This window comes from Streptomyces sp. NBC_01092, from assembly GCF_045039535.1.
Classification (GTDB): Bacteria; Actinomycetota; Actinomycetes; order Streptomycetales; family Streptomycetaceae; genus Streptomyces.
This window is the reverse complement of sequence record NZ_CP108659.1, coordinates 1,132,836-1,152,470: the sequence shown is the minus strand read 5'-3', so window position 1 is coordinate 1,152,470 and position 19,635 is coordinate 1,132,836. Positions and strand designations below refer to the sequence as shown.

Here is a 19,635-nt window from a genome sequence, read left to right as displayed (position 1 = left end):
CGTATACGACGGGGGCGGGACCGGAAACCCGGCCCCGCCCTCCTGCAGCGTCGCTCAGCGGAAGACCACCGTGCGGTTGCCGTCCACCATCACGCGGCTCTCGCTGTGCCACTTCACCGCGTGCGCGAGCACCTGGGCCTCCACGTCCCGGCCGACCGTGACCAGCTCACCGGGGTCGAGGGAGTGGTCCACCCGGACCACGTCCTGCTCGATGATCTGCCCCTCGTCCAGGTCCGGCGTCACATAGTGCGCGGTCGCGCCGACCAGCTTCACGCCGCGCGTGTAGGCCTGGTCGTACGGACGCGCGCCCTTGAAGCTCGGCAGGAAGGAGTGGTGGATGTTGATGGCGCGGCCGTCCAGCTGCTTGCACAGGTCGTCGGAGAGGATCTGCATGTAGCGGGCCAGCACCACCAGGTCGACGTCCAGTTCCTGCACCAGCTCCAGCAGCCGTGCCTCGGCCTCGGGCTTGGTGTCCCTGGTGACCGGGACATGGTGGAAGGCGATGCCGTACGTCTCGGCGAGCCCCTCGAAGTCCCGGTGATTGGAGACGATCGCCGGGATCTCGATGTTGAGGGCGCCGGTGCGCCGGCGAAAGAGCAGGTCGTTCAGGCAGTGGCCGAACCTGGACACCATGATCAGGGTCCGGGTCGGGGTCGAGGCGTCGCTCAGGGTCCAGGTGATGCCGTAGGCCTGGGCGACGGGGCCGAACCGGTAACGCAGATTTTCCAGCTCGACGTTCGGGTCGGAAACGTCGAAGTGAACCCGCATGAAGAAGCGGCCCTGAAGCCGGTCGTCGAACTGCTGGCTCTCCAGGATGTTGCCGGAGTTCCTGACGAGGAAGCCGCTCACGGCGTGGACCAGTCCGGCGCTGTCGGGGCAGGAGAGGGTCAGGACGTACTCACGGCCAGGTTGCGGTCGAGGGGACATGGGCGGCCTCCGTCAGTGCGTATTGCACAACATGGTGAGCGATACGCAACATGGTCGGCTCGACACCGCGTTCGGTCAAGGGTGGGGCGGGTAGGGTTCGCCTGGCCGAATCGTCATCCGTCAACCCCTTGACGTCGGTCTGGACATTCGCCAGGGTGTTCCACCACAAGCAATCGGGTGCATGATGCGCAACGAATTTCTGTTGAAAGGCTCGGCGCGTGGCAGACCTGTACGTGGATGGCGAATGGCGGGATCCGGTGGCAGGCGGTCACCGGGAGATCCGATGTCCCGCTGACGGCACGCTCGCGGCGACCGTCTCCGAAGCGACCCGCCCCGACACCGAGGCCGCGATCGCCGCCGCCCGCCGCGCCTTCGACGCGGGGCACTGGCCGAACACCCCGGAACGGGAGCGTGGCGCGCTGCTGCTGCGCACGGCCGACATTCTCGAACGCGACGCCAAGGACTTCGCCCGCGCCGAGTCCCTGGACACCGGCAAGCGGCTGGTGGAGAGCGAGTACGACATCGCCGACGTCGTCTCCTGCCTCCGGCACTACGGCGGACTCGGCGGCACCGACGCGGGCCGCGTGATCGACACCGGCCGTGGCGACGCCGTAAGCCGTGTCGTGTACGAGCCGGTCGGCGTGTGCGGACTGATCACCCCCTGGAACTACCCGCTGCTGCAGGCCAGTTGGAAGGTCGCCCCGGCGCTCCTGGCCGGCAACACGATCGTGCTCAAGCCCAGCGAGCTCACCCCCTCCACCTCCGTCCTGCTGATGCGGGCGCTGGAGGAGGCCGGACTCCCGGCCGGCGTCGCCAATCTCGTCCTGGGCGCGGGGCCCGAAGCGGGCGCGCCCCTGTCCGAGGACCCCCGCGTCGACATGGTCTCCTTCACCGGCGGCCTGGACACCGGCAGGCGCATCATGGCCACCGCCGCCGCGACCGTGAAGAAGGTCGCCCTGGAGCTCGGCGGCAAGAACCCCAACGTGGTCTTCGCCGACGCCGACTTCGAGACCGCCGTGGACTTCGCCCTCACGGCCGTCTTCCTGCACTCGGGACAGGTCTGCTCGGCCGGCGCCCGGCTCATCGTCGAGGACTCGCTCCACGACGCCTTCGTCGACGAGGTGGTGCGGCGGGCTCGCCAGATCCGGCTCGGCGGCCCCTTCGACCCGGACGCCGAGACCGGTGCGCTGATCTCCGCGCAGCACCTGGAGAAGGTCGAGGCGTACGTCGCCTCCGGCCTCGCCCAGGGCGCCGTACTGCGCTGCGGCGGCGCGCGCCCCGACGACCCGGCGCTGGGAGGCGGCCACTACTACCTGCCCACCGTCCTCGACGAGTGCCGGCAGGACATGCGGGTGGTGCACGAGGAGTCCTTCGGGCCCGTGCTCACCGTGGAGCGCTTCACCGACGAGGACGACGCCGTACGTATCGCCAACGACACCGAGTACGGACTCGCCGGAGCCGTGTGGACCCAGGACGCCGGCAAGGCCCAGCGGGTCGCCCGGCGGATGCGCCACGGCACGGTGTGGATCAACGACTACCACCCCTATGTGCCGCAGGCGGAATGGGGTGGCTTCGGGCACTCGGGTGTGGGCCGGGAACTGGGACCGACCGGCCTGAACGAGTACCGAGAGCCCAAACACATCTGGCAGAACATCCAACCCCGGCCGCAGCACTGGTTCCGCGGCTGAACGCCGAAAGAAGGTCGAACGTGACCACACAGACCGAGGTGCCGCAGCGGCGCGGCACGCCCCAGGACTCGGGCTCCACCCCGGTCATATCCGTGCGCAGGCTGTGGAAGGTGTTCGGGCCGAAGGCCGACCAGGTGCCGGAATCCGAGGAGTTGTGCGGCCTCACCCGTCGCGAGCTCATGGACCGCACCGGCTGTACCGCCGCCGTACGCGACGTGCACTTCGACGTCTCGCCCGGCGAGGTCTTCGTCGTCATGGGCCTGTCGGGCTCCGGCAAGTCCACCCTGGTGCGCTGTCTGACCCGGCTGATCGAACCCACCGCCGGCGAGGTCGTCTTCGAGGGCGAGGACATCCGCAAGGCCGACGCGGGGCGCCTGCGCGACCTGCGGCGCCGCAAGTTCTCCATGGTCTTCCAGCACTTCGGTCTGCTGCCCCACCGCCGCGTCGTCGAGAACGTGGCGTTCGGTCTGGAGATCCGGGGCATGGGCAGGGCCGAGCGCGTCAAGCGGGCCCAGGAGGTCGTCGAACTGGTCGGCCTCGCGGGCTACGAGAACTCCTACCCGGACCAGCTCTCCGGCGGCATGCAGCAACGCGTCGGCCTGGCCCGGGCGTTGGCCGGCGACCCCGACGTGCTCTTCTTCGACGAGCCGTTCTCGGCGCTCGACCCGCTGATCCGCCGTGACATGCAGAACGAGGTCATCCGACTGCACCACGAGGTCGGCAAGACGATGGTGTTCATCACCCACGACCTCTCCGAGGCCCTCAAGCTGGGCGACCGCATCCTCATCATGCGCGACGGCAAGACGGTCCAGTGCGGCACCGGCGACGAACTCGTCGGCGCCCCGGCCGACGACTACGTCCGCGAGTTCGTCAAGGACGTCCAGCGCGCCGATGTGCTGACCCTACGCTGGATCATGCGCCCGCCGGCGGACGGCGACGCCCTGGACGGCCCCGAGCTGGGCCCGGACGTCGTGGTACGGGAAGCCACCCGGGCCGTGCTGGCCGCCGACAAGCCGGTCAAGGTCGTCGAGAACGGCAAGCTGCTCGGCATCGTCGGCGACGAGGAGATCCTCGCCGTGGTCGCCGGGACGGAAGGCGACGCGTGATGACCGTCGCCGTCGAGAAACCCGAGAAGACCGCGGGCGTCGAGCAACCCGCCCCCGCCAAGGGCGCGTTCAAGATCTCCCGGTCCATGGTCGTGGCCGCGATACTCGTCGTCTGGCTCGTGCTGTTCGCCGTCCTGCGCGGAAAGCAGACCCTGTCCCTGGCCGCGGCCGACCTCACCGATCTGCACCGGTGGTTCAACGACGTCAACGACTCGATCGGCGCGGACCGCAACTCCAACCCGCTCTTCCTGTACTTCTTCAACGAGATCCGGCTCGTCATCGACTCCCTGGTCACCTTCGTCCAGGAGCTGATCTCCCAGCCGGGCGCCGACCGCCCCGTCCCGCAGATCGGCTGGCTCGGTGTCGTCGGCATCGCCGGCTATGTCTCCTGGGCCGTGGGCAACTGGCGGGTCGCGCTGCTGGCGGTGGCGGGCTTCACCTTCCTGGGCCTGCAGGGCCTGTGGCAGGAGAGCATGGACACCCTCGCGCTCACCGTCTCCGCCGTGTTCGTGGCGCTGCTCTTCGCGATCCCGCTGGGCGTCTGGGCGGGGCTGTCCGACCGGTTCAACCGGATCATGACGCCCTTCCTGGACTTCATGCAGACGATGCCGACCTTCGTCTACCTGGCCCCGCTGACCCTGTTCTTCCTGATCGGCCCGGCCTCCGCCACCATCGCCACGCTCATCTACGCGGCGCCGCCCGCGATCCGTATCACCGCGCACGCCATCCGCTCCGTGCCGACGACCACGGTCGAAGCGGCCGACTCGCTGGGCGCCACCCGACGGCAGACCCTGATGAAGGTGCTGCTGCCGATGTCCAAGCGGACCGTGGTCATGGGCGTCAACCAGACCATCATGGCCGCCCTGGCCATGGTGACCATCGCCGCCCTGATCGACGCGCCCGGCCTCGGCAAGACCGTCGTGCAGGCCCTGCAGTCGCTCGACGTCGGCACCGCCTTCAACGCGGGCCTCGCGATCGTCGTCATGGCCATCGTCCTGGACCGCGTCACCACCGCGGCGAGCGTCCGCGAGGAGGCGGCCCGGCGCTCGAAGAACCGCTTCCAGACCTGGCGCCGCCCGCTCCTCGGGGCGGGCGCGGCGCTCACGGTGGTCCTGATCTACCTCTCCCACACCTATCTGTGGGCGGCGGAGTTCCCCGGCGAGGGAGGCATCGGCAGCGCCATCTCCAGCGGCGCCGACAGCGTGACCACCTGGGCACAGGACAACCTGTCCGGTCTCACCAACGCCATCCGCGACGCCATCACCAACGGTCTGCTCAACCCCTTCCAGACACTGCTCACGGACTCCCCGTGGTGGCTCGTCGGCGCGGCCCTGATCGCGCTCGCCGTCGTCCTCGGCGGCTGGCGCGCCGGCATCACCACGGCGGTGTGCGTGGGCCTGCTGGTCGCCACCGGCGTCTGGTCCGACAGCATGACGACCCTTGCGTCGACCGTCGTCGCCACGGTGCTCGTGATGCTGCTCGGCATCGGCTTCGGCGTGTGGATGGGACGCAGCGCCCTCGTCGACCGGCTGCTCAGGCCCACCCTGGACGCGGCCCAGGTCATGCCGCCGTTCGTCTATCTCGTGCCGTTCCTCGCACTGTTCGGCGCGACCCGCTTCACAGCGATCGTCGCCGCCGTCGTCTACGCGGCCCCCGTCGCCATGAAGATCATCGCGGACGGGGTCCGGAACGTGCCCGCCACCACCGTGGAGGCGGCCACCTCGGCCGGGTGCAACACCTGGCAGATCATCACCAAGGTCCAGCTGCCGATGGCGCGCAGCGCCCTGACGCTCGCGACCAACCAGGGCCTGATCTACGTCCTCGCGATGGTCGTGGTGGGCGGCCTGGTGGGGGCGGGTGCCCTCGGCTACGACGTCGTGGCCGGCTTCTCGCAGGGCCAGCTGTACGGGAAGGGGCTCGCCGCGGGGCTCGCCATCGTCCTTCTCGGCGTCATGTTCGACCGGATCACTCAGGCAGCGGCTCGCCGCACCAGCACATAAGGAGCACCACACCATGGCAAGACACTGGCGGGCCGGGGCGGCCGGAATAGCGGTCCTCGGCCTCACCCTCACCGCATGCGGCGGCGCGAAGGTCGGCGACGACTCCGCGGGCTCCGGCGGCTCGGGCGACTCCGGCAAGTGCGGCACCTTCAACCTCGCGGTCAACCCGTGGGTGGGCTACGAGGCCAACGCGGCGGTCGTCGCCTACGTCGCGGAACACGACCTCGGCTGCAAGGTCACCCAGAAGGACCTGAAGGAAGAGATCGCCTGGCAGGGATTCGGGACCGGCGAGGTCGACGCGGTCATCGAGAACTGGGGCCACGACGACCTGAAGAAGAAGTACATCACCGACCAGAAGACGGCCGTCGAGGCCGGCGCGACCGGCAACAAGGGGCTCATCGGCTGGTACGTGCCGCCGTGGCTGGCCAAGGAGCACCCCGACATCACCGACTGGAACAACCTCGACAAGTACGCGGCCGAGTTCAAGACCTCCGAGTCCGGCGGCAAGGGCCAGCTCCTCGACGGCGACCCGTCGTTCGTCACCAACGACGAGGCGCTGGTGAAGAACCTGAAGCTGGACTACAAGGTGGTGTACGCGGGCAGTGAGACCGCGCTCATCCAGGCCTTCCGCAAGGCGGAGAAGAACAAGGAATGGGTGATCGGCTACTTCTACGAGCCGCAGTGGTTCATGTCCGAGGTACCGCTCGTCAAGGTCAAGCTGCCCGAGTACAAGGAGGGTTGCGACGCCGACACGGAGAAGGTGAACTGCGACTACCCCGTGTACGAGCTGGACAAGATCGTCAGCGCGAAGTTCGCCAAGTCGGGCAGCCCCGCCTATGACCTGGTGAAGAACTTCACCTGGACCAACGACGACCAGAACGTCGTGGCGAAGTACATCGCCGTGGACAAGATGGCCCCCGAGGCGGCGGCCAAGAAGTGGGTCGAGGCCAACCGCGACAAGGTGGACGCCTGGATCAAGTAGGCCCTACACGGATGCCCGGTGGGCGGTGCGCACGGGACGCGCACCGCCCACCGGGCATTGTCGTTTCCGGGCGCGTTTCCCGAGGTCGCGGACCCCTTGACACCCACCTGCACGCCAGGCACATTGAGTTGCGCAACCTGAATCACGTTGCGTACAAAGCAACTGAACCGGAGGTGCGGCGATGGCGGGACCCCGAGTGGTCATCATCGGAGCGGGAGTTGTCGGTGCGGCCCTCGCGGACGAGATCTCCGCGCGAGGCTGGACCGAGGTGACCGTGGTCGACCAGGGCCCGCTCCCCGCCACCGGGGGCTCCAGCTCGCACGCCCCGGGCCTGGTCTTCCAGACGAACTCCTCGAAGACCATGACCGAACTGGCCCGCTACACCGTCGAGAAGTTCTGCTCCCTCGAAGTCGACGGCAAGCCCTGCTTCCTCCAGGTCGGCGGCCTCGAAGTGGCCACCAGCCCCGAGCGCCTCACGGAACTGCACCGCCGCCACGGCTGGATCACCGCCTGGGGCATCGAGTCCCGTCTGCTGACCCCCGACGAGTGCGTCGAGCAGCACCCGCTGGTCAACCGCGACCGGGTCCTCGGCGGCCTCCTGGTCCCCACCGACGGCCTCGCCAAGGCGGTCCTCGCCGTCGAGGCCCAGATCCGCCGGGCCACCGAGCGAGGCGTGCGCTTCCTCGCCCGGCACGAGGTCCTCGACGTGCTGAAGGCCGACGGCGAGGTGACCGGCGTCCTGACCGACCAGGGCGAGATCCCCGCCGACATCGTCGTGTGCTGCGCCGGCATCTGGGGCCCGAAGATCGCCCGCATGGCCGGCATGAACCTCCCGCTCACCCCGCTCGCCCACCAGCTCGCCTGGACCGGCCCCGTCCCGGCGCTCGCCGGTCAGACGCAGGAGGCGGTCCGCCCGATCCTGCGCCACCAGGACGCCGACCTCTACTACCGCGACCGCTTCGACGGCATCGGCATCGGCTACTACGGCCACCGCCCGATGCCGATCACGGCCGACGACATCCTCTCCGTCGACGAGGCCGACGACATGCCGTCCGTCCTGAAGTTCACCGAGGAGGACTTCGAGCCGGCCTGGACCGAGACCCAGTCCCTCCTCCCCGCGACGCGCGAGGCGAAGGTCGAAGAGGGCATCAACGGCCTGTTCTCCTTCACCACCGACAACTTCCCGCTGCTCGGCGAGTCGCCGGACGTCAAGGGCTTCTGGGTCGCCGAGGCCGTCTGGGTCACCCACTCCGCGGGCGTGGGCCGGGCCATGGCCGAATGGCTGGTCGACGGCCACTGCTCGTCCTTCGACCTGCACGAGTGCGACGTCAACCGCTTCGAGCCGCACCAGCTGTCCCCGGAGTACGTCCTGGCCCGCGACTGCCAGAACTTCGTGGAGGTCTACGACATCCTTCACCCCCTCCAGCCCTCCGGTGACCCGCGCCCGATCCGCACCAGCCCCTTCCACCGTCGCCAGCAGGAGCACGGCGCGTTCTTCCTGGAGGCGAACGGCTGGGAACGCCCGCAGTGGTACGAGGCCAACGCCCCCCTCGTCGAAGGCCGGAGCATCCCCACCCCCAACGACTGGGCCGCGCAGTACTGGACGCCCATCGTCGGCGCCGAGGCGCAGGCCACCCGAGAGACGGTCGCCATGTACGACATGACGGCCCTCAAGCGCCTGGAGGTCAGCGGCCCCGGGTCGGCGCAGTTCCTGGAGCGCCTGTGCACCGGCAAGGTCGCCAAGTCCGTCGGCTCGGTCACGTACACCCTGCTCCTCGACCACGACGGCGGCATCCGCAGCGACGTCACCGTCGCGCGCCTCGGCCGTGATCTCTTCCAGGTCGGCGCCAACGGCAACCTCGACCTCGACTGGTTCACCCGCCACCTCCCGGCCGACGGCACGGTCCAGGTCCGTGACATCACCCCGGGCACCTGCTGCATAGGCCTGTGGGGCCCGCTGGCCCGCAAGGTCCTGCAGCCCCTCACCGACGAGGACTTCTCGGGCGACGGCCTGAAGTACTTCCGTGCCAAGCGCGCCCACATCGGCAGCGTCCCGGTGACGGCGATGCGGCTGTCGTACGTCGGCGAACTCGGCTGGGAGCTCTACACCACCGCCGACCAGGGCCTGAAACTGTGGGACACCCTGTGGCAGGCGGCCCAGCCGCTCGGCGGCGTCATCGCAGGCCGCGGAGCCTTCAACAGCCTGCGCCTGGAGAAGGGTTACCGCTCCTTCGGAACCGACATGACCTACGAGCACGACCCCTACGAGGCCGGCGTCGGCTTCGCCGTCAAGGCCGACAAGGACGACTTCATCGGCAAGGCGGCGCTGGAGCGCCGTAGGTCCGACGTGCGGCGCAAACTGACCTGCCTCACCATCGACGACCCCTGGTCGGTCGTCATGGGCAAGGAGCCGGTGTACGACGGCGACCGCGCGGTCGGCTACGTCACCAGCGCCGCCTACGGCTACACCATCGGCAAGGGCATCGCCTACGCATGGCTCCCGGCCGAGCTCACCACCCCCGGCCGGGCCGTGCACATCGGCTACTTCGACCGGCGCGTCGAAGCGGTCGTCACCGAGGAGCCCCTGTTCGACCCCACCATGTCCCGCCTCCGTGGCTGACACCCAGCGTCGCCTCCCAGGGAAGGAACACCGAAGGTGAACGCACAGCTACTCGACGGCAAGGCGACCGCCGCTGCCATCCGCCGCGAACTCGCCGAGCGCGTCGCCAAGTTGACCGCCACGGGCGGCCCGCCGCCGGGCCTCGGCACCGTCCTGGTCGGTGACGACCCCGGCAGCCACGCCTACGTCACCGGCAAGCACCGCGACTGCGCCCAGGTCGGCATCGCCTCCCTCCGCAGGGACCTGCCCGCCGACGCCTCGCAGCAGCAGGTCGAGGAGACCATCGACGAGCTCAACGCCGACCCGGACTGCACCGGTTACATCGTCCAGCTCCCGCTCCCGCGCCACCTGGACGCGGGCGCCGTCCTGGAACGCATGGACCCGGCGAAGGACGCCGACGGCCTGCACCCCGTCAACCTCGGCCGGCTCGTCCTGGGCGTCGAGGCCCCGCTGCCGTGCACCCCGCGCGGCATCGTCGAACTGCTCCGCCGCCACGACGTACCGCTCGCCGGAGCACGGGTATGCGTGATCGGCCGGGGCATCACGGTCGGACGCCCGATCGGTCTCCTCCTGACCCGCCGCTCCGAGAACGCCACCGTCACCCTGTGCCACACCGGCACGAAGGGCCTGGCCTGGCACACACGCGAGGCGGACATCGTCGTCGCGGCCGCCGGCTCGCCCGGACTGATCACCAAGGACATGCTGCGCCCCGGCGCGGCGGTCCTCGATGTCGGCATCACCCGCACCGACAACGGGCTGGCCGGCGACATACACCCGGAGGCCGCCGCGGTCGCCGGATGGCATGCGCCGATGCCGGGCGGCGTGGGCCCCATGACCCGCGCCATGTTGCTGGCCAACGTCGTCGAGGCCGCCGAGAGGAACGCGAGCACCGTATGAACCTGTCCCTGCCCAAGGGCGGAGCCGTCCGATGAGCCCCCGCACCCCCGGCGCCGACCTCCCCGAACACCCCGACTGGCTGTGGCGCACCCCCGAGCCGAAGCGGTCGTACGACGTGGTGATCGTCGGCGGCGGCGGACACGGCCTGGCCACCGCCCACTATCTGGCGAGGAACCACGGCATCACCAATGTCGCCGTGCTGGAGAAGGGCTGGCTCGCGGGCGGCAACATGGCCCGCAACACCACGATCATCCGCTCCAACTACCTCTGGGACGAGAGCGCCGGCATCTACGAGCATGCGCTGAAGCTGTGGGAGGGACTGTCGGACGAACTCGACTACCCGATCCTGTTCTCCCAGCGAGGCGTGCTGAACCTGGCCCACAGCCTCCAGGACGTCCGTGACAGCGTGCGCCGCGTGGAGGCGAACCGCCTCAACGGCGTGGACGCCGAGTGGCTCGACGCGGACGGCGTGAAGGAAGTCTGCCCGATCGTCAACACCTCCCCGGACGTGCGCTACCCGGTCCTGGGCGCTACCTACCAGCCCCGCGCCGGCATCGCCAAGCACGACCACGTGGCCTGGGGCCTCGCCCGCTCAGCCGACGCCGCCGGCATCGACATCATCCAGAACTGCGAGGTCACGGGCCTGGACCTGGCCGGCGGCCGGGTGGTCGGCGTCCGGACGAACCTGGGCCCCATCGCGGCGGGCAAGGTGGCCCTGTGCTCGGCCGGCCACACCTCGGTCCTCGCCGCCATGGCCGGCATCGAACTCCCCCTCCAGAGCCACCCCTTGCAGGCCCTGGTCTCGGAGCTCCTGGAGCCGGTCCACCCCACGGTCGTCATGTCCAACGCCGTCCACGTGTACGTCAGCCAGGCGCACAAGGGCGAACTGGTCATGGGCGCGGGCATCGACGCGTACAACTCCTACACCCAGCGCGGCGCCTTCCACATCATCGAGGAGCAGATGTCGGCGGCGCTCGAACTGTTCCCCGTCTTCGCTCGTGCCCACGTCCTGCGCACCTGGGGCGGCATCGTCGACGTCAGCCCGGACGCCTCACCGATCATCGGCCTCAGCCCGGTCGACAACCTCTACCTCAACTGCGGCTGGGGAACGGGCGGCTTCAAGGCCACCCCGGGCGTCGGCTGGGTCTACGCCCACACCATCGCCAACGACACCCCGCACGGCCTGAACGCCCCCTTCTCGCTCGACCGTTTCACCACCGGCGCGCTCGTCGACGAGCACGGCGCGGCCGCGGTGGCCCACTAGGACCACTGGACGCTTTGGGAGCCGATCCATGCTGCTCATCCCCTGCCCGTGGTGCGGGCCCCGCGACGAGGCCGAGTTCCACTACGGCGGCCAGGCCCACGTGCCGTACCCGCAGGACCCGGCGTCCCTCACCGACAAGGAGTGGGCCCGATACCTCTTCTTCCGCGACAACCCCAAGGGCCCCTTCGCGGAACGCTGGACCCACGCGGCGGGCTGCCGCCGCTGGTTCAACGCGGTACGGGACACGTCCACGAACGAGATCCTGACGGTGTACCGATCAGGCGAGGAACGCCCGCTGTCAGCCCGTCCGGCGTTTGAGGACGAGGCCGTTCAGGCCGAAGGGGGGTCTGGGGGCGCAGCCCCCAGCGGGGTGGAAGGGGCAGAGCCTCTTCAGGATGGGAAGGGTAGGGGCGGCGGGGGCGAGACACGCCGGCACCCCACCCGCGGCAGGATCGACCGCGACACCCCCCTCACCTTCACCTTCGACGGCACCGAATACCAGGGCTACCGAGGCGACACCCTCGCCTCCGCCCTCCTCGCCAACGGCGTTATCCAGGCAGGCACCAGCATCAAACTCGGCCGCCCCCGAGGCATCTTCTCCGCCGGCCCCGAAGAACCCAACGCGGTCGTCCAGATCGAGGCACCCTTCCCCGAGCCGATGCTCCCCGCGACGACGGTCGAGCTGTACGACGGCCTGGCCGCAAGCAGCCTCCCCGGCCAGGGCCGCCTGGCCACGATCCCCGACCCGGCCCGCTACGACGCCGTACACGCCCACTGCGACCTGCTCGTCGTAGGCGCGGGCCCCGCAGGCCTCGCCGCCGCAGCCGCGGCAGCGACAAGCGGCGCCCGGGTCATCCTGGCCGACGACCGACCGGAGCCCGGCGGCAGCCTCCTCGGAACCGGCGAACACCTCGACTGGGTGGCGGACGTCGCCGGACGACTCGCCACCGCCCCCGAGGTACGCGTACTGCCCCGCACCACCGTCTTCGGCCACTACGACGACAACCACCTCCTCGCCGTCGAACGCCGCACCAACCACCTCGGCGCCGCCGCCCCCGCCGACGTCGCCCGCGAACGCGTCTGGCGCATCCGCGCCCGACGGGTCGTCCTCGCCACCGGCGCCCACGAACGCTCACTCGCCTTCGCGGACAACGACCGCCCCGGGGTGATGCTGGCCGCCTCGGCCCGTGCGTACGTCAACCGCCACGGCGTCCTGCCCGGCCGCCACGCGGTCGTCTTCACCACCAACGACAGCGCCTACGCCGCGGCCCTGGACCTCACCGCGGCCGGACTGGCCGTCACGGCCGTCGTCGACACCCGTCCCGAACCGGGGGAGTGGGCCGAGCGCGCGCGGGCGGCCGGCATCGAGGTGCTGGCCGGGCACGCAGTCATCGGCACCCAGGGCGAGGCACGCGTCACCGCCGTGACCGTCGCCCCCTACGGAGAGTCCGTGGGGCGGCGGGAGTTCGCCGCCGACCTGCTGCTGGTCTCCGGCGGCTGGAACCCGGTGGCGCACCTGTTCAGTCAATCCGGCGGAAAGCTGCGCCACGACGAGGCGCTGGGCTCCTTCGTCCCCGACAGCGGCCGCCAGGCGGTCGAGGTCGCGGGCGCCGCGAGCGGCGTATTCGACCTGGCCACGGCCCTGGCGCAGGGCGCGGCGGCAGGCGCCCGTGCCGTCGAGGCCGAGGGTTACCCGCCCGAGACACCCCGCCTCCCGGCGCCGGCCGCACCACCGCGGCCTACGCCGCCCATGCACGTGTACGTCGTCCCGGGTGACGCGGACGCCCCGCGCTTCGTCGACCTCCAACGCGACGTCACCGTCGACGACCTGACCCGCGCGACCGGCGCAGGCCTGCGCTCCGTCGAGCACACCAAGCGCTACACCACCGCCGGCACGGCCAACGACCAGGGCAAGACCTCCGGCGTCCTGGCCAGTGGCATCGTCGCCGAGCTGCTCGGCGTGGACATCTCGGAACTCGGCACGACCACGTTCCGCCCGCCCTACACGCCGGTCTCCTTCGCCGCCCTCGCAGGCCGCGACCGCGGAGCCCTCAGCGACCCGGTCCGTACGACCGCCCTCCACGCGTGGCATGTCGCGCACGGCGCCCTGTTCGAGAACGTCGGCCAGTGGAAGCGCCCCTGGTACTACCCGCAGGACGGCGAGGACATGGAGGCCGCCGTACTGCGTGAGTGCCGGGCGACCCGCGAGAGCGTGGGCTTCATGGACGCCTCCACCCTCGGCAAGATCGACGTACAGGGCCCGGACGCGGCCGCCTTCCTCGACCGGCTCTACACCAACATGATGAGCACCCTGAAGGTCGGCATGATCCGCTACGGCGTCATGTGCCGCCCGGACGGCATGGTCTTCGACGACGGCACGGTCATCCGCGTCGCCCAGGACCGCTTCCTCGTCACCACGACGACGGGCAACGCGGCCGCAGTACTGGACTGGATGGAGGAGTGGCACCAGACGGAGTGGCCCGAGCTGAAGGTCCACTGCACGTCGGTGACCGAGCAGTGGGCCACGATCGCCCTGGTCGGCCCGAAGTCCCGCGAGGTACTCGGCACGCTCGCACCCCAACTGACCGTGGCCAACGACGACTTCCCGTTCATGGCCTGGCGCGAGGCGACCGTCGCCGGCATCGCGGCCCGGGTCTGCCGGATCAGCTTCTCCGGTGAACTCGCCTACGAGATCAACGTGTCACCGTGGCAGGCTCTCGCCCTGTGGGAGGCGGTGCACGAGGCGGGTGCCCCGTACGGCATCACGCCGTACGGCACCGAGACCATGCACGTCCTGCGGGCCGAGAAGGGCTACCCGATCATCGGCCAGGACACCGACGGCACCGTCACCCCCCAGGACCTCGGCATGAGCTGGGTGGTGTCGAAGAAGAAGCCCGACTTCATCGGCAAGCGCTCCCACGCCCGCGCCGACACCACCCGCCCCGACCGCAAGCACCTGGTCGGCCTCCTCCCCGACGACCCGGGCACCTTCCTCCCGGAGGGCACGCATCTGATCGCCGAGGGCGTGCTGCCGATCCCGCCCGTCCCGATGCTCGGCCACGTCACCTCCAGCTATCGCAGCGCGGCGCTCGGCCGGACGTTCGCGCTCGCCCTGATCAAGGGCGGCCGGGACCGCATGGGCGAGCGGCTGTACGCCCCCGTGGGCGACCAACTGGTCCCCGTGACCGTCGCAAGCCCCGTCCTCTACGACCCCGAGGGAGCCCGCCGCGATGGCTGACAACGCCCCGACCGTCCCGCTCCGCAGCCCCTTGTCGCCGGTCGCGGATCGCCTTGCCGCCGCGACCCGTAGCTCCCGGGGCGCGATCCGGCTGGCCGAACTCCCCTTCCTCACCCAGCTCAATGTGCGCCTCGACGCCAAGGGACCCGCGGCGGAAGCCGTCGGCCTGGCGCTGGACCTCCAGCTGCCCCTCCAGCCGAACACCGTCGTCCGCACCGGGGACTTGACCGCGCTGTGGCTCGGCCCGGACGAATGGCTCCTGGTGGGGCCGCCGGGCGGCGAACGGGACCTGGAGAGCCGGATCCGGGAGGCGGCGGGGGACGAGCCGGTCTCGGTCACCGACGTCTCCGCACAACGCACCACGCTGCTGGTGACCGGCCCCCGCGCCCACGATCTGCTGGCCCACGGCTGTTCCCTGGACCTGCATCCGCGGTCCTTCGGCTCCGGGCACTGCGCTCAGACGACACTGGGCCGCACTCAGGTCGTCCTGGTCGCCCGGGACGAACCCAGGGCCGGATTCTGGGTGCTGGTGCGTGCGTCGTTCGCCGGCTATCTGGCGGACTGGCTGCTCGACGCGGCGACGGAGTACGTCTGAGCGTCATGTGAGGTGAGGTTCAGTGCGCTCGGCACGTCAGTCCGTGAACCCGTCGCGCACGTTGTCGAAGACCGGACGGTACGTGTCCCACCGGGCGTCCGGTGCCGACAGATAGATGTCGTACTCCCGGCCGCCCGCGGTGCCGTAGCCGAGGTCGATGGCCCGGAAGCCGCGGGCGCGGCCCTGGAAGGTGAACTCCCACACCGCGGCCGGCTTGTCCCTGAACGTGGTCTTCTGCAGGCGCAGCCTGCGGTACGTGGGGTAGTTGGCCTTGGTGTTGGCCTCGATGTCCTTGAAGTGCTCGACGGGGTGCGAGCCGGCCGGGTCCACCATGCCGATGGTCAGGCCGACCAGGCCGGTCGGGTCGGTGTAGGTGACCTCGTCGGTCGCGCGCTTCCTCAGCTTCCAGCCGTCCGGCACGGGGAACGAGACGCCGAGCCGCTGGTCGCGGACCAGGTGGTAGCCGTCGGGGACGGGGGAGGGCGAGGCGGACCGGGTCGGCGTCGAGATCGCGGCGTCACCGTCGCCTTGGTGCGCCGTGACGTAGAGCGTGCCGGCCGCGGTGAACGCCGCCAAGGTGACCGCGACGGCCACCAGAGCGCGGCGCCCGCGCTTCCGGCCCCGGCGGCCGCCCTTCCCGGGCGCGGGTTGGGGCGGCGCCGCGACCGGCCTGCCCTCGGGACGGTCATCCGCCACGGCGACCGGCCGCGTGGTCGTCGAGCCGCCGGACCGGGCGGCGTGCAGGGCCCGCTCCGTCTGCTCCGCCGTGGGCCGGTCCTCGGGGTCCTTCGCCAGCAGGATCTCGACCAGCGGCTCCAGCGGACCGGCCCGGCGCATCGGCTCCAGCGGGTCGACGGCGATGGCGTACGCGGTCTCCATGGCCGTGTCCCGGCGGTAGGGCGGGCGCCCTTCGAGCGCCTGGTAGAGCGTCGCGCCGAGCGACCACAGATCGGAGGACGGGCCGGGTTTGCGTCCGCGGATGCGCTCCGGGGCCATGAAGTCGATGGAGCCGACCATCTCCCCGGTCTGCGTGAGCGTCGACGCACCGGCGGTCTGCGCGATACCGAAGTCGGTGAGGACCACCCGGCCGCCGGCGCCGAGCAGGACGTTGCCCGGCTTGATGTCGCGGTGCAGGACTCCGGCGGCGTGCGCGGCCCGCACAGCCGCGATCATGCCCAGGCCGATACGGGCCGTCTCCCCGGGCGGCAGGGTGCGGCCGTGCTTGAGGACGTCGCCGAGGGTCGGCGCGGGCACGTACTCCATGACGATGCAGGGCCGCCCGTCGTCCTCGACGACGTCATGCACCACGACCACGTTCGGGTGGACCACCCGGGCGGCGCTGCGTGCCTCGCGGCGCGTGCGCTCGTAGAGCGTGGCGACCTCCGCGTCGGACAGGTGCGGCTGCGGGTGGAGCCGCTTGAGCGCGACCCGGCGGGCGAGCACCTCGTCCTCGGCCAGCCACACCGTGCCCATACCGCCGCTGCCGACGCGCTCGACAAGCCGGTATCGCCCGGCGACCAGCCGTCCCTCGTCCGCCACAGCCCTGTCCTCCGCCTGCTCTGCCCCCTTCGTCACACTTCGCCCTGCACAGTAGCCGACGTCCCTGAGAGGTCCGCAGGGCTGCCGTCAGCCCGTCCGCGCCGGGATGCGGAGGCTCACCTCGTAGCCGCCGTCGGCCGTGGGACCGGACTCGAACGTGCCGCCCAGGAGCTCGGCGCGCTCCCTCAGGCCGACCAGGCCCTGCTGGGAACCGGGCAGCGGCAGCGAGGGGCGGGCCGGCGGTGTGTTGGTGATGGTCACGCCGAAGGCGTCGCCGTCGCCGGCGTGCCACAGCCTGACGACCGCGGTGGCGCCGGGGGCGTGCTTGCGGACGTTGGTGAGGGCCTCCTGGACGGTTCGGTAGACGGCGCGCTGCGCGGTGGAACTGACGTCGGGAGGCAGGTCACCCGTCAGCTCCGCTTCGATGCCGCTGGTCGTGACCAGCTTGTGCAGGTCGGCGAGGGTCGGCTGAGGGGTGAGCTCGGTGGCCCGGCCGCCGGAGGCCCGCAGCAGCGTGACCATGTGCCGCAGTTCGTCGAGGGTGTCGACGCTGAGGGAGCGGATGGTGCGGGCGCCCTCCTTGAAGTCCGGGTCCTTCGCGGCGACTTGGAGGGCACCGGCCTGTACGGCGATCAGGCTGACCTGGTGGGAGACGACGTCGTGCATCTCGCGCGCGAGCTGGGCCCGTTCGCGGGCGAGGACGGCCTGCGAGTGCAGCAGCCGCTCGTGCTCACGCGCATCCTCGATCTCGACGAGCCGCCGGGCCAGGTCCCGGCGGGCCTGCACGAGCTGGCCCAGCAGGACGGGGGCCGCGGCCGTGGCCAGCGTGTAGAAGAAGTAGACCAGGGTCCAGGTGCGGTCGTGCGCGGTGAGGTCGTTCAGCGGCCAGGGCGCGGCGGAGGCGACCGCGAACAGCACGGCGCAGACGCCGAGCAGACGCCGGTCGCGGGACCGTTCGGCCAGGGTGAACAGGGCCGCGAACGGGGCGAACACGATGTCCAGCATGAGGCTGGCCGGGAGGGTCAGCAGGAACACCGGCAACGGGAAGCGCCGCCGCACCACGAGCGCGACACAGGCCAGCGCGGCCATCGCCACGGCGAGACGGCTCGCGTCGTCCAGGCTGACCAGGACGTCCACGACGGCGACCGCGACGACCACCAGGTCGATCACCGGATCGGGGATCCGCGCCCACCACGCCCTGGCCGCGGTCATCGCCCTGACCCCGGGCGGCGCTGCCCCTCGTCGTCGAGCAGTCCGGCCCGCTGCGCGAGCAGCGCCGCCTGCACCCTGCCCCCGACCCGCAGCTTGGTGAGGATCGCGCTGACGTGGTCCTTGACGGTGCCCGCGCTGAGGTGGATGCGGGCGCCGATGTCGGCGTTGGACAGTCCCTCCGCGATCAGCACGAGCACCTCGCGCTCGCGGTCGGTGAGCCTGCCGACGCGCGCGGTCTCCTCGTCGTCGACGGCCGCGGCCCCCGGGTGGCTCTGCCAGACGGCGCGGGACGCCTTAGGCGACATCACGACCCCGCCCGCGGCCAGGGTGCGCACGAGCTGGGCGAGCTGGTCGGGCTCGGTGTCCTTGAGCAGGAAGCCGGCCGCGCCTGAGCGCAGCGCGGTGAGGATGTACTCGTCGGCGTCGAAGGTCGTCAGCATGGCTACCACCGGCGGCTCCGCGAGGGCGCGCAGCTGCCCCAGCACGGTCAGCCCGTCCACGTCCGGCATCCGGATGTCCAGCAGCACGACGTCGGGACCCTCCCGCCGTACGGTGTCGACCGCCTCGGCGCCGGCCGTGGTCGCGACGACCTCGATGTCGTCGGCCGCGCTCAGGATCAGCTCGAAGCCGGAGCGCACCAGCGCCTCGTCGTCCACCACCATGACCCGGATCACGTGCGCTCCGCCTCGTCGTCGTTGTGCGTACGTCTCAGGCCGCACGTCGGTGTTGATTGTCACCGCTTCGACGGTAGAGCGGGAAACGCCTGGTGAGGCGGGCCGACGGGACACTCCCGCCACCCGGGGGGTGGGTTCCCGCCGTACGGGGGAGCGCGGTGACCGGCCGACGGGGTCGTTCCGGAAGAGCGAGGGATGGTCCCCACGAGCGCGTACCGGGTCTCCTGGGAGACCGGCCTTTGTCGCCGCCCGCACCCCCACTCCCGAGGAAGGCTCTCATGTCCATGTCCCCCGCCCTGCGACGAGTCGCGGTACAGCCGAACGTGTTGTTCGGAGGTGTGTACGGCGCCGTACTGGCCAGCTCGATGGTCGCCGCGCTCACGCAGTACGGGGAGACGGCACGTCAGGAGCGGCTCCATGACGCCCGGTGGCTGCTGATCACGGCCGTCGCCTCGGCCTTGGCGCACGCATACGCGCACCTCATCGCCCGGCGCGGCGACGCCGCCCGTCGCGGTGTGCGCGGCGCACTGCGGGCACTGGCCGGCGAATGGCCGCTCGTGGTGGCCACCCTGCCCACGCTGGTGATCCTGCTCGGCGCGGGCTGGGGCTGGTGGCGCTCCGCCGGCATCGAGTACGTGGCCTTCGGCTTCAACATCGCCCTCCTCTTCGCCTGGGGCCTGTCCACCGCCCGCGCCCGCGGCCGGACCTGGCGCGCGGCGGTGGCGATCGGCTGTGCGGACGCTCTGCTGGGCGTGGTCGTCGTGGTCGCGGGCGCCCTGATCAAGTAGCGCGCGACGCACCCGGCCGGGCCGAGTCCGTGTCCGGCGGGGGCGCGACGCCATCGGCCGGGTCTCCGTCCGGCAGGGGATCGACCCGCCGGGTGGCGGGGGAGG

The 19,635-nt window shown here is 71.0% G+C and carries 14 protein-coding genes; 10 read left to right on the top strand and 4 right to left on the bottom strand.

The features are described 5' to 3' along the window. Window positions 1-54 precede the first annotated feature (54 nt). Window positions 55-927, bottom strand: coding sequence for a formyltetrahydrofolate deformylase (gene purU, locus OG254_RS05005; protein WP_405577630.1), 873 nt, complete (start codon window positions 925-927; stop codon window positions 55-57). 218 nt (window positions 928-1,145) lie between these two features. On the opposite strand from purU, the gene OG254_RS05000 reads away from it, so the two are divergent. From OG254_RS05000 to OG254_RS04960, 9 genes are all read left to right on the top strand, one after another. Next, window positions 1,146-2,615 carry an aldehyde dehydrogenase family protein gene (locus OG254_RS05000; RefSeq protein ID WP_405577628.1) on the top strand — a complete coding sequence of 490 codons (1,470 nt, stop codon included), beginning with the start codon at window positions 1,146-1,148 and terminating at the stop codon, window positions 2,613-2,615. Between the two features lie 20 nt (window positions 2,616-2,635). Next, window positions 2,636-3,721, top strand: coding sequence for a glycine betaine/L-proline ABC transporter ATP-binding protein (locus OG254_RS04995; protein WP_405577626.1), 1,086 nt, complete (start codon window positions 2,636-2,638; stop codon window positions 3,719-3,721). Continuing rightward, a complete protein-coding gene (locus OG254_RS04990) occupies window positions 3,721-5,721 on the top strand; it encodes an ABC transporter permease (protein WP_405577624.1) in 2,001 nt (666 codons plus the stop codon). The genes OG254_RS04995 and OG254_RS04990 overlap by 1 nt, the downstream gene beginning before the upstream one ends. 13 nt (window positions 5,722-5,734) lie before the next feature. Next, complete coding sequence (locus tag OG254_RS04985; RefSeq protein ID WP_405577622.1) at window positions 5,735-6,703, top strand: ABC transporter substrate-binding protein; 969 nt, start codon at window positions 5,735-5,737, stop codon at window positions 6,701-6,703. A gap of 181 nt (window positions 6,704-6,884) precedes the next feature. Next, complete coding sequence (locus OG254_RS04980; RefSeq protein ID WP_405577620.1) at window positions 6,885-9,323, top strand: FAD-dependent oxidoreductase; 2,439 nt, start codon at window positions 6,885-6,887, stop codon at window positions 9,321-9,323. 36 nt (window positions 9,324-9,359) lie between these two features. Next, complete coding sequence (locus OG254_RS04975) at window positions 9,360-10,220, top strand: bifunctional methylenetetrahydrofolate dehydrogenase/methenyltetrahydrofolate cyclohydrolase (protein WP_405577618.1); 861 nt, start codon at window positions 9,360-9,362, stop codon at window positions 10,218-10,220. Window positions 10,221-10,251: 31 nt separating this feature from the next. Continuing rightward, on the top strand, window positions 10,252-11,484 hold the full coding sequence (locus tag OG254_RS04970) for a sarcosine oxidase subunit beta family protein (protein WP_405577616.1): 1,233 nt from the start codon (window positions 10,252-10,254) through the stop codon (window positions 11,482-11,484). 28 nt (window positions 11,485-11,512) lie between these two features. Next, window positions 11,513-14,722 (top strand): sarcosine oxidase subunit alpha family protein, encoded by a 3,210-nt coding sequence (locus tag OG254_RS04965; RefSeq protein ID WP_405577614.1) that lies wholly within the window; start codon window positions 11,513-11,515, stop codon window positions 14,720-14,722. After that, window positions 14,715-15,317, top strand: a complete 603-nt coding sequence (locus tag OG254_RS04960) for a sarcosine oxidase subunit gamma (RefSeq protein ID WP_405577612.1) — start codon at window positions 14,715-14,717, stop codon at window positions 15,315-15,317. Before OG254_RS04965 ends, OG254_RS04960 begins: the two co-directional genes overlap by 8 nt. 36 nt (window positions 15,318-15,353) lie before the next feature. On the opposite strand, the gene OG254_RS04955 is transcribed toward OG254_RS04960, so the two are convergent. From OG254_RS04955 to OG254_RS04945, 3 genes are all read right to left on the bottom strand, one after another. Then, window positions 15,354-16,856: a serine/threonine-protein kinase gene (locus tag OG254_RS04955; protein WP_405594845.1), complete on the bottom strand. Its 1,503-nt coding sequence runs from the start codon at window positions 16,854-16,856 to the stop codon at window positions 15,354-15,356. An 87-nt stretch (window positions 16,857-16,943) separates the two neighbouring features. Continuing rightward, window positions 16,944-18,068 carry a sensor histidine kinase gene (locus tag OG254_RS04950; RefSeq protein ID WP_405577610.1) on the bottom strand — a complete coding sequence of 375 codons (1,125 nt, stop codon included), beginning with the start codon at window positions 18,066-18,068 and terminating at the stop codon, window positions 16,944-16,946. After that, window positions 18,065-18,730 carry a response regulator transcription factor gene (locus tag OG254_RS04945; RefSeq protein ID WP_351186008.1) on the bottom strand — a complete coding sequence of 222 codons (666 nt, stop codon included), beginning with the start codon at window positions 18,728-18,730 and terminating at the stop codon, window positions 18,065-18,067. Before OG254_RS04945 ends, OG254_RS04950 begins: the two co-directional genes overlap by 4 nt. A 290-nt stretch (window positions 18,731-19,020) precedes the next feature. Here OG254_RS04945 and OG254_RS04940 point away from each other — a divergent pair, with 290 nt between their 5' ends. Next, window positions 19,021-19,530, top strand: coding sequence for a hypothetical protein (locus tag OG254_RS04940; protein WP_405577608.1), 510 nt, complete (start codon window positions 19,021-19,023; stop codon window positions 19,528-19,530). Window positions 19,531-19,635 lie beyond the last annotated feature (105 nt).